The organism is Hydrogenophaga sp. L310 (assembly GCF_055703065.1).
In genome coordinates, this window is the sequence record NZ_JBVPZA010000009.1 from 62,085 (window position 1) to 71,237 (window position 9,153).

Sequence of the window (9,153 nt, forward strand, 5' to 3'; positions counted from 1 at the left end):
TCAGGAAGGCAGGTCAACCCGGCAGGCCGGGCGGATGCCTCAGCTTCAGACGCAGCCGGTGGGCTTGGGCAGGCCGGCGATCTTGCAGGCCTGCTTGGCGGGGCCGTAGGGGAACAGGTCGTACAGGTACTTGCTGTTGCCCTTTTCCTCGCCGAACTGCTTGCCGATGGCCTTGGTCAGCACGCGCACGGCCGGGGCGATCTGGTACTCGTTGTAGTACTCGCGCAGGAAGTTGATGACTTCCCAGTGGTTGTCGGTCAGCGGGACCTTCTCTTCCTCGGCGATGTGCTCGGCGATCTCCTTGTTCCAGTCGGCCAGGTTGATCAGGTAGCCCTCTTCGTCGGTTTCGTAAGTGGCGCCATTGATTGCGATGCTCATGGTGATGTCCTCAGGTTGTCGGAATGAAAATGCGGCTGGCTCAAGGTTCAGAGCCAGCTGTTCGATGCGCTGTGTTCGGCCACCAGGTCCACGAAGCCGCCGTAGTCCACCAGCGTCACGCCGTCCAGGGCCCGCGAGGCCATGCCGCGCGCGTCCATGTCGGGCTTGAGTGCGTAGAACCTGACCTGTGAACCGGCCTCGCGCAGGCTGGCCTCCAGCGGGCTGCCGGCGGTGGCGGCGTAGACGCCGTCTTCGATCAGCAGCACGGCGTGGCCGGGCAGGGCCATGCGCAGGCAGCTCGCCAGCGAGCCGGTCTGGTGGGGGGATTTGTTGACGATGTGCAGCATGGGGTTCTCCTCAAAAACTCAGGACCACGTCCTGCTGCGCCATCAGCTCGGCCATCTGCGCGGTGTCCAGCACCTCGACCGGCACCAGCAGGTCGGCCTCGCTCAGGCCGCGCTGCGCCAGCGAGGCCTGGTCCACGTAGAGCTTCTCCACGTCGTAGCCTTCCAGCGCGCGGTAGCTGGGCGAGAAGTTCTTGATGCCGATGTCCTTGGTCTGCTGGCCCTTGACCAGCTCGTAGACGCCGTCGTCCATGAACACCAGGCTGACGTCCTGGTCGAGCGTGGCGGTGATCAGCACCACCTCCAGGCTCTCCAGCGCGTAGATCGTGCCGTAGGGGGCCTTGCGGTTGACGAACATGAATTTTTTCATCGTGCTTTCCGATCAATCGCCGAACGTCACGAGGCGGTCGGCCTTGATGCCGCTGTCCACCAGCTGGCCCAGACCCGAGATGCGAAAGCCCGGGGCCAGCACCTCGTCCTTGATGCCGCGCCGCAGCGCAGCGGCCACGCAGACCACCAGGTCGACGTTGTGCTCGGCCTTCAGCGACGACCAGCGGTTGACGATGTGGCGGTCGTCCTGCGGCGGCTCGGTCAGCCGCGTGGCGTTGTTGACACCGTCGTGGTAGAAAAAGACGCGCTGGATCTCATGCCCCTTCGCGATCGCGGCCATGCAGAACTGGTAGGCGCTGTCGGAGGCCTGGTGGGTGTAGGGCCCCTCGCTGACGAGTAGTCCGAATTTCATGGGCTGGGTCCGCCGGCGTTGATCAGAAACGGATGTGGGTCGATGCGTTCAGGCTGGAACGCGAACCGCGCCAGTCGTCGATCAGGTACTTGGTGAAGGGCAGCTCGCACTTCTCGAAGAAGTTCGGCCAGCCGATGCGCTCCACCCAGTCCGACAGGCGCTCCCAGGGGCGGGCGTCGGCCTTGTAGGTGTAGAGGATCTTCTTGACGATCTCCGACACCTCGGGCCAGCGCGGCGGGTTGTTCGGAATGCCCGAGGCGACCATCTTCATGAAGGTCGGTTTGCCACGCGCGTTGGAGTTTTTGCCACCGACCCAGATGGCGAACTTGGAGTGCTCCGGGTCGTTGATCTGCATCGGCGGGCAGGGCGGGAAGCAGGCGCCGCAGCAGATGCATTTCTTCTCGTCCACCTCCAGCGACGGTTTGCCGTTGACCAGCGCCGGGCGGATCGCGGCCACCGGGCAGCGTGCCACGACGGCCGGGCGTTCACAGGCGTTGGCCACCAGGTCGTGGTTGATCTTGGGCGGCTTGGTGTGCTGGATCACGATCGCGATGTCGGCCTGGCCGCCGCAGTTGATCTCGCAGCAGCTGGTGGACAGGTGCACGCGGTTGGGCATGTCCTCGCGGATGAACTCGGTGTAGAGCTCGTCCATCAGGGCCTTCACGGCGCCCGAGGCGTCGGTGCCCGGAATGTCGCAATGCAGCCAGCCCTGGGTGTGCGCGATCATCGACACCGAGTTGCCGGTGCCGCCCACGGGGAAGCCGCTCTCGGTCAAGGCCGAGATCAGCGGTGCCACCTTGTTCGGGTCGGCCACCATGAACTCGATGTTCGAGCGGATGGTGAAGCGCACATGCCCTTCGGCGTAGGTGTCGGCGATGTCGCAGAGCTTGCGGATCGTGTGCACGTCCATCTGGCGCTGGGTGCCGGCACGCACCGACCAGACCTCGTCGCCACTGTGCGAGACGTGGTGCAGCACGCCGGGCCGCGGCCGGTCGTGGTAGCGCCAGTTGCCGTAGTTTTTCAGCAGGGTCGGATGCAGGAACTGCTTGTTGTCCGGCACGCCGCTCTCAATGGGGGATCGCATTTGGGCCATGGGTTGCCTTCCCGGGTTGGACGGTGGAGAAGAAATCGGAGGAGGAGAAGAGCGCTGCGCCGGTCAGGCGGCAGCCTGCTTGCGCGCCATGTACTTGGCGGCTTCTTCGTCCCAGTCGTCGGTGCGCACGTAGGGGTTGGTGCGCGGGGTGGACACCATGTTGGGGTCCACCTCCAGCTCGATGCCTTCGAGGAAATTGACCAGGCCGATGCGCTCGATCATCTCGCCGGTGCGCTCGTGTTCCAGCGCGTTCTCGGCGAAGAAATCGATGATCTTCTGCCCCAGCTTGACCAGGCCCTTGTAGTCCTCGTCGGTCTTGAGCGGCATGAAGGGCACCACCACCGTGCCCATCAGGTCGCCGATCTTGAGCGTGCGTTTTCCGCCGACCAGGATCGTGGCGCCGGTGTCGGTGCCGTGGGCCAGCGCGCCGGTCATGACGTTGATGCAGTGCATGCAGCGCACGCAGTTGCTGTTGTCGATCTCCAGGCACTGCGTGTCGTTGATCTTCACGCTGGAAATCTTCGGACCCTGGGCCACGTCCTTGACCTCCTTGAGCAGGATGGTCTTGGTCGGGCAGCGGTTGATGACGTCGTTCACCAGCTCGTTCATGCCGTGTTTGTCGAACCACTTGCGCGCCAGGGTTTCGTCGGTGCGCATGTTGTCGCGCCAAGTGCCGATGACGGCCATGTCAGAGCGCTGGATCGAGTTCATGCAGTCGTTGGAGCAACCCGAGAACTTGAACTTGAACTTGTAGGGCAGGGCCGGGCGGTGGATGTCGTCCAGGAAGGTGTTGATCACCTGGCGGTGGGCGCGCGCTTCGTCAAAACACGACTGCTCGCAGCGCGCAGCGCCGACGCAGCTCATCGAGGTGCGCACCGCGGGGCCGGCCCCGCCGAGGTCAAAGCCGAGTTCGTTGAGCGCGTCAAAGGCGTCCTGCACCTTGTCGGTCTTGGCGCCCTGGAACATGATGTCGCCCGACTGGCCGTGGAAGGCGATCAGTCCGGAGCCGTGCTCCTCCCAGATGTCGCACATCTTGCGCAGCACATCGGTGTTGTAGTGCATGCCGGCCGGCGGCTGCACGCGCAGCGTGTGGAACTCGGCGGCGTCGGGGAACTGGGGCTTGCCGTCGGCGTCCTTGAGTTCGGTGAAGCGCGGGATCACGCCACCGCCGTAACCGAACACACCCACCGTGCCGCCCTTCCAGTAGCCCTTGCGGGTCCGGTACGAGGTCTCCAGCTGACCCATCAGGTCCACCATGTAGTCCTTCTCGCTGGCCAGCCGCTTGAGGCCGGTCACGAAGCTGGGCCACGGGCCGCTCTCGAGCTCGTCGAGCATCGGGGTCTCGTGCATCTTTTTGGCCATGTCTTGTCTCCTGTCGGGGTACCGTTTTCGACAACGGCGGTCTCGCATCGTGGGCATTGCGGGGGCTCTGTCGGCCCGTGTTCCGGTGTGGGGTGCATCGTAGGAGCCGGGGCGGTCTTCTTGCTATCCCCCTCGTTGGCTAGGCGGGACTACCCAGATGGGTTATGCGGTCCCACCCGTCCCGGCTATAGACTGCCGGCCCCGGAATTGCGCCAATAGCGCAGATGAACAAAGCCCGCCAGCTTGTGCAGGCCAACAGAGTGACGGAGACATGAGCCAGATCACCCCGCTAGACCGATTCCGGGTGCCCCTCGGTGGGCAGGAGATCGAGCTGCAGCAGCACGACCACGACGCCGGTGGCATGAGTCTGCTGCGCACGCGCATCCGTGAAGGGAGCCGCTTCACGATCTTCGACATCGATCCCCAGACCGCCGAGCACTGGGGCCAGGCGCTGCTGCGCTGGGCGCAGGAACAGCCCACACGGACCGATCCCCCATGAGCGGAGCCTTCGACGACACCCGGCCCACCGCGCTGGTTGACATGGTCTTTCCGTTGAACGGCCACAGCCTGCCGCGCGATTCGGCGCCGGCCCTGCGGGCGGCGCTGCAGCGCGAGATGCCCTGGATCGATCAGGAGCCGCTGGCCGGCATCCACCCCCTCAAGCTGGTGCCGGGCAATGAAGCCGAGGCCCTGCTGTCACAGCGCACACGCCTGCTGCTGCGCCTGCCACGCGAGCGCCTGGCGGCCGCCATCGAACTCGCCGGCCGGTCCTTGCAGGTGGGCGAGCAGACCGCCACCCTGGGCCTGCCGCACCCGCGCGAACTGCTGCCGCACCACACCTTGTACGCCTATGCCGTGGCCGCGGAGGCCGATGACGAGATCGCGTTCATGCAGGCGATGAACGACGAGTTGCAGACGTTGCAGGTGCGCTCGCAGCTGGTCTGCGGCAAGCGCCAGCAGCGCGACTGGCCCGGTGGCGCGCAGACCACGTTCAGCCTGATGCTGCACGGACTCAGCCAGGCGGATTCGCTGCTGCTGCAGGAACACGGACTGGGCCGTCACCGCTTGCTGGGCTGCGGCATCTTCGTGCCGCACAAGTCGGCCGCGGCGGTCGGTGAATAGCTTCGATTTTCTCAACCCCCCAACACGGAGACACCAGCATGGGCTACCAGATCAATGGCGTTGAACTCGAAACCGATGCCGAAGGCTACCTGCTCGAACCCGACTACAGCGAAGAGGCGGTGCAGGTGATCGCAGCGGCCGATGGCCTGGTCCTGTCGGATGCGCACTGGGAAGTCATCCGCTACATGCGCGACCAGTACCGCGAGCACGGCCACACGCCCAACTTTCGCAACATGCTCAAGGGCTACAGCGAGATCCGCCAGGGGGTGGACAGCAAGTACCTGTACGACCTGTTTCCGCTCGGGCCGGCCAAGCAGGCGGCGAAGGTGGCCGGGCTTCCCCAGCCGCTGGGCAAGGGCGGATACTGACCGTTTGCACCATGGCCCTGCGCATCAAGAACCAGTGGTTTGACAACGGGCGACCGAAGTCCGCGAAGGAGACCGCCAGTGTGCTGGCCTTCATCGTCTGGCGCGTGACGCAGAACATGGTCAAGCAGATGCGCGAGGCCCGGTTCGACATCGACGTCGGGCCGCAATATTTCGCCTTCATGCGGGAAATCCTGGGCTTCCTGATCCAGGTGGTGGACCGCATGGCGTTCGAGCGCATGGGCGCGGAACAACGCGGCGAGTTCACCGCTGCACTGGTGCGCCGCGTGGCCGAGATCCTGGAGGAAAGCGAGCAGGAATGGCTGGGGCTGCCACCCGAGGGTGCGGACAGCTGGCGCAACCAGTTCATCGATTTCTGCAATCAACTCGGCGAGGCCTATGCCGACTTCGGGCATGGCCCCGAGGGGCCGGACTTCGGTTTCGTGCGCTACCTGGGCAGCCGCATCGAGGGCGTCATGCCGGCCAAGGACCAGCACTGGGTCAAAGACCAGCTGATGGCCGTCGAGGTGCCGGAGGCGCTGGAGATGGTGCGCCGGGGCATGCACGGCGCACTGTCCACCGAGCCGCGACCGAAACGCCGCGCCTCCATGAGCGGAGACTAGACATGACAGCCACCTCCCCCAGCCCGTTCGACCTCGACCAACCGCAGGCGTACGCGCAGTGGCGGGCCACCAAGCTGGCCACCCAGCCGGTGCGTGCGGAAGACCTGATCGTGGACGTGGCCGATCCGCGGCACCTGAGCGCCGACGAACGCGCCGCCCTGCTGCACACCTGCGCGCGCGCCAACATGGTGGTCTACCGCAGCCCGGTCGTCGAAGAAGACAAGGCGGTGCCGCGCCTGCTCGGGGCACAGCTGGGCCTGCAGCGGCTCGACGCCAACTGGCTGGCCGACGAAGACGGCATCTCGCCGATAGCAGTGTCGACGCAGCGGCCTGGCGCCCGCGCCGACTTCATCCCCTACACCGACAAACCCATCCGCTGGCACACCGACGGCTACTACCACCCGCAGTCGCGCCGCATCGAGGGCATGGTCCTGCACTGCGTGCGCGCGGCGGGCGAGGGCGGTGTCAGCGGGCTGGTCGACCATCACCGGGTCTACATCGCGCTGCGCGACGCCAACCCCGCGTGGGTGCGCGCACTCATGGCGCCCGACGCCATGACCATTCCCGAGCGGGCGGACGACAACGGTGTGGCCCGCCCCGCCCAGAGCGGCCCGGTGTTCAGCGTGTTGACGGGCCTTGACGGTGAGCACGCGCTGCACATGCGCTACACCGCGCGCACGCGCAGCATCGCCTGGAAGGACGACCCCGACACGCGTGCGGCGGTCGCTTTTCTGGAGCAGCTGCTGTCCAGCGACGTGCCCTGGATTTTTCACGTACAACTGCAGCCCGGCATGGGCGTCGTCTGCAACAACGTGCCGCACGATCGCAGTGCCTTCACCGACGACCCGCAGCGGCCGCGCCTGCTGTACCGGGCGCGTTACCTCGACCGTGTCGGCGCACCGCCAGCGCCGCATCGCCACGCGCTGCAGGCGGCCCAGCCGGAGCTGCAGTTGTGAGCGCAGCGCCGGGCCGCTCCCACGCCAGCGCGCACCGTGGCCCGTTGGGCGAGGTGTTCCGATGAGCCACTGGCTGACGATCTGGCGCGCCGCCCAGCTGGTCGGCGTGCCCCGTGGCGTGCTGCAGCAGCAGGTGCGCAACGGCGCGCTGGTGCTCAACGACGGGCTGGTCACCACCGACGAGCTGCTGCGGCTGTACCCCGGCGTGCAGTTCGAAGAAACCGGCCTGCTGGAGCGGGTGGCCCACATCCGCGACGAGGCCTTCGGCAAGCGCCTGCGCGAGCGGCTGCTGCCCAGCCAGGAGGTGCTCGCGCAGCGGCTCTTCCACCAGACGCAGGAGCTGGCCGATGTGCGGCGTTTGCTGCAGCGTTACCACGCGCTGGTGATTGCGCTGCAGACGCGCATCCATGCCCTGCAAGACAACGGCGCCACGCCGCTGGCGCTGTCCGAACTGCAGGATTTTGTCGACCAGGGTCTGACGCAGGCGCTCGCGACCGAACAGGCCGACCTGCTCACGGTGATGGACGACATGCTCAAAGTCATGACAGCCCAGGTGACGGTGCGCCCCAGCGGACACCAGTTCTGTGTCGAGGGGCACGACACCCTGTTGCAGGCCGGCCTGCGCGCCGGACTCAAGCTCAACTACGGTTGCGGAAACGGCACCTGCGGCATGTGCAAGGTGCGCGTGATTTCGGGCGAGGTGGTACGCACCCAGCCCTGCGACTACCCGCTGTCCGAGGCTGAGCGGGCCCAGGGCTACACGCTGGCGTGCGCGCACACCGCGGCCAGCAGCGAGCTGACGCTGGAACTGCTGGAGGCCCGTGGCCCGCAGGACATTCCGCAGCAGCAGATCGTGACCACCGTTCGCGCCGTCACGCAACTCGCGCCGGGCACGCGGCTGCTGCACCTGCAGACGCCGCGCAGCCACCGCCTGCGCTTCCTGGCCGGTCAGTCGGTCACGCTGGGCCTGAACCGCCCCGACGGCAGCGACGTGCACGCCCTGTACCCCATCGCCAGCTGCCCGTGCGACGACCGCAACCTGCACTTCTTCGTCGAGCGCCATGCGCGGGACCCTTTTGCCCGCCAGCTGTTTTCCGATGGCATCCAGGCCGGCGACAACGTCACGGTGTGGGGGCCTGTGGGTGACTTCGTGCTGGCCGACAGCGCCCGGCCGCTGGTCTTCGCCGCCTGCGACACCGGTTTTGCCCCGGTCAAGAGCCTGATCGAACATGCCTTGTCGCTCGACAGCGCACCTTCGCTCTCGCTCTTCTGGCTCGCCACCCGGCCGGACGGCCACTTCCTCGCCAACCAGTGCCGGGCCTGGTCGGAGGCGCTGGACCTGTTCGAGTACGAACTGCTGGCCGATCCCGACGTGACCTTTGGCGCGCTGCAGCTCGCGCGTGCCATGCGCGCCGACCTGTTCGAAATCGACTGCGATTTCTACCTCGCCGGACCGGCGGCTTTCGTGGAGGCGCTCGACGCCGAACTGCGGGCCGCGGGTGTGCCGGCGGCGCAGATCCACACCCTGATGCTGACCGAGCCGGTGGGGGAAATGGCGTGACGGTCCAACTCGATGCCATGCCTGGTGAGTCCGCCTGCAGCGGAAGTGAAGCCTTTGCCCTGCGCGTGCTTGGCACCAGCATGGAGCCCGAGTTCCTGGAGGGCGAGATCATCCTCATCGAACCCGAGGGCCTGGTGCGCGACGGCAGCTTCGTGCTGGCCCAGCACGCCGGTGAATGGATCTTCCGCCAGCTCTGCCAGCAGGCGAACGGCTGGACGCTGCACGCGCTGAACCCGGCCTTCGCCGACCGGCCGCTCGCCGATCTGTCGGCCGTGCGGGGCGTGGTCATCCAGAAGGCGCTGCCCGGGCGGCGCCAGGCCAGCAAACGCTACATCTGAAAACCACCCATCCCGAGGAACCTCCGTGCCGTACTACATCTACCGCGTCAAACCCTTTGGTCAGCTCGACAAGCTGGAGGAACACGGGGCGTTTGCCGCAGCGTCCAGCCAGGCCAAGACGCTGCGTGCCGCGCTGCCACCGGGCAGCACCGACAAGGTGAAAGTGATCTTTGCCGAGAACGAACTGCAGGCCGAAGACCTGCTGTGCCAGGTGCGCGAAGCCGGCCCGACGGGCGAAGAATAGGGCTTCAGCAAGGGCGGAGGACGGG

14 protein-coding genes are annotated in these 9,153 nt (G+C 66.5%); 8 read left to right on the plus strand and 6 right to left on the minus strand.

Translation table 11 applies throughout. From position 1 onward, the window contains the following. Nucleotides 1-45 precede the first annotated feature (45 nt). From AC0GNO_RS15600 to dsrA, 6 genes are all read right to left on the minus strand, one after another. The gene (locus tag AC0GNO_RS15600; protein WP_177137169.1) at nucleotides 46-378 is read right to left on the minus strand and encodes a TusE/DsrC/DsvC family sulfur relay protein; all 333 of its coding nucleotides are present in this window, start codon (nucleotides 376-378) and stop codon (nucleotides 46-48) included. Between the two features lie 47 nt (nucleotides 379-425). Beyond that, nucleotides 426-725, minus strand: coding sequence for a sulfurtransferase complex subunit TusB (gene tusB, locus AC0GNO_RS15605; protein WP_472904602.1), 300 nt, complete (start codon nucleotides 723-725; stop codon nucleotides 426-428). Between the two features lie 10 nt (nucleotides 726-735). After that, a complete protein-coding gene (gene tusC / locus AC0GNO_RS15610; protein ID WP_210825991.1) occupies nucleotides 736-1,092 on the minus strand; it encodes a sulfurtransferase complex subunit TusC in 357 nt (118 codons plus the stop codon). Nucleotides 1,093-1,104: 12 nt separating this feature from the next. Then, nucleotides 1,105-1,464 (minus strand): sulfurtransferase complex subunit TusD, encoded by a 360-nt coding sequence (tusD, locus tag AC0GNO_RS15615; protein ID WP_226464647.1) that lies wholly within the window; start codon nucleotides 1,462-1,464, stop codon nucleotides 1,105-1,107. A gap of 22 nt (nucleotides 1,465-1,486) precedes the next feature. After that, nucleotides 1,487-2,557, minus strand: coding sequence for a dissimilatory-type sulfite reductase subunit beta (gene dsrB, locus AC0GNO_RS15620; RefSeq protein ID WP_472904603.1), 1,071 nt, complete (start codon nucleotides 2,555-2,557; stop codon nucleotides 1,487-1,489). Between the two features lie 63 nt (nucleotides 2,558-2,620). After that, the gene (gene dsrA, locus AC0GNO_RS15625) at nucleotides 2,621-3,919 is read right to left on the minus strand and encodes a dissimilatory-type sulfite reductase subunit alpha (RefSeq protein WP_472904604.1); all 1,299 of its coding nucleotides are present in this window, start codon (nucleotides 3,917-3,919) and stop codon (nucleotides 2,621-2,623) included. Nucleotides 3,920-4,190: 271 nt separating this feature from the next. On the opposite strand from dsrA, the gene AC0GNO_RS15630 reads away from it, so the two are divergent. The 8 genes from AC0GNO_RS15630 (at nucleotide 4,191) to AC0GNO_RS15665 (ending at nucleotide 9,128) form a co-directional block, all read left to right on the plus strand. Then, a complete protein-coding gene (locus AC0GNO_RS15630; protein WP_472886735.1) occupies nucleotides 4,191-4,418 on the plus strand; it encodes a DUF6967 family protein in 228 nt (75 codons plus the stop codon). Further along, nucleotides 4,415-5,041 (plus strand): type I-MYXAN CRISPR-associated protein Cas6/Cmx6, encoded by a 627-nt coding sequence (gene cas6 / locus AC0GNO_RS15635; protein ID WP_472904605.1) that lies wholly within the window; start codon nucleotides 4,415-4,417, stop codon nucleotides 5,039-5,041. The genes AC0GNO_RS15630 and cas6 overlap by 4 nt, the downstream gene beginning before the upstream one ends. Before the next feature lie 38 nt (nucleotides 5,042-5,079). Continuing rightward, nucleotides 5,080-5,409 (plus strand): TusE/DsrC/DsvC family sulfur relay protein, encoded by a 330-nt coding sequence (locus tag AC0GNO_RS15640; protein WP_472886737.1) that lies wholly within the window; start codon nucleotides 5,080-5,082, stop codon nucleotides 5,407-5,409. Nucleotides 5,410-5,420: 11 nt separating this feature from the next. Continuing rightward, on the plus strand, nucleotides 5,421-6,029 hold the full coding sequence (locus AC0GNO_RS15645; RefSeq protein ID WP_472904606.1) for a hypothetical protein: 609 nt from the start codon (nucleotides 5,421-5,423) through the stop codon (nucleotides 6,027-6,029). Nucleotides 6,030-6,031: 2 nt separating this feature from the next. Then, nucleotides 6,032-6,985 (plus strand): TauD/TfdA family dioxygenase, encoded by a 954-nt coding sequence (locus AC0GNO_RS15650; RefSeq protein WP_472904607.1) that lies wholly within the window; start codon nucleotides 6,032-6,034, stop codon nucleotides 6,983-6,985. A gap of 61 nt (nucleotides 6,986-7,046) precedes the next feature. Beyond that, nucleotides 7,047-8,546: a 2Fe-2S iron-sulfur cluster-binding protein gene (locus AC0GNO_RS15655; protein WP_472904608.1), complete on the plus strand. Its 1,500-nt coding sequence runs from the start codon at nucleotides 7,047-7,049 to the stop codon at nucleotides 8,544-8,546. A gap of 17 nt (nucleotides 8,547-8,563) precedes the next feature. Then, a complete protein-coding gene (locus tag AC0GNO_RS15660) occupies nucleotides 8,564-8,884 on the plus strand; it encodes a S24 family peptidase (protein ID WP_472904609.1) in 321 nt (106 codons plus the stop codon). Between the two features lie 25 nt (nucleotides 8,885-8,909). Then, nucleotides 8,910-9,128, plus strand: coding sequence for a hypothetical protein (locus AC0GNO_RS15665; RefSeq protein ID WP_472904610.1), 219 nt, complete (start codon nucleotides 8,910-8,912; stop codon nucleotides 9,126-9,128). The last annotated feature ends 25 nt before the right edge of the window (nucleotides 9,129-9,153 follow it).